Source organism: Pseudomonas sp. PME37.24/006 (assembly GCF_055556635.1).
The window spans coordinates 1-262 of sequence record NZ_JBVHNL010000164.1; the positions used below are offsets into that span (position 1 = coordinate 1).

Annotated in this window: 1 protein-coding gene; it reads right to left on the reverse strand. The window is 63.4% G+C overall.

Features of this window, described 5'->3' with window-relative positions; translation table 11 throughout:
- Positions 1-22 precede the first annotated feature (22 nt).
- The coding region (locus tag ACZ3GY_RS24255; RefSeq protein ID WP_465912324.1) for a permuted SH3 domain-containing protein at positions 23-262 on the reverse strand (240 nt) is incomplete at its 5' end.

The following is a 262-nucleotide window of genomic DNA, read 5'->3' on the forward strand; positions in this document are numbered from 1 at the left end:
AACTTTCCCATCTGGCAGCCTCTTAGTTAGCTTTCTGTTGGGCGCTCGCGTCTTGCTTGGCCGGCTGGCCAGCAGCTTGTGCGGGAGTGCCCGCGGGATTCCATTGGACCGGCTTGACGGCGGCACCCGGGCGGACCTTCTGCAGGCCTTCCACGATGACACGATCACCTTCCTTCAAGCCATCGATGACCTGCCAGTTGTTGCCGCGTGCGCCGCCGGTCTTGACCGGACGCGCCTCGACCTTGCTCTCGGCATTGACCAC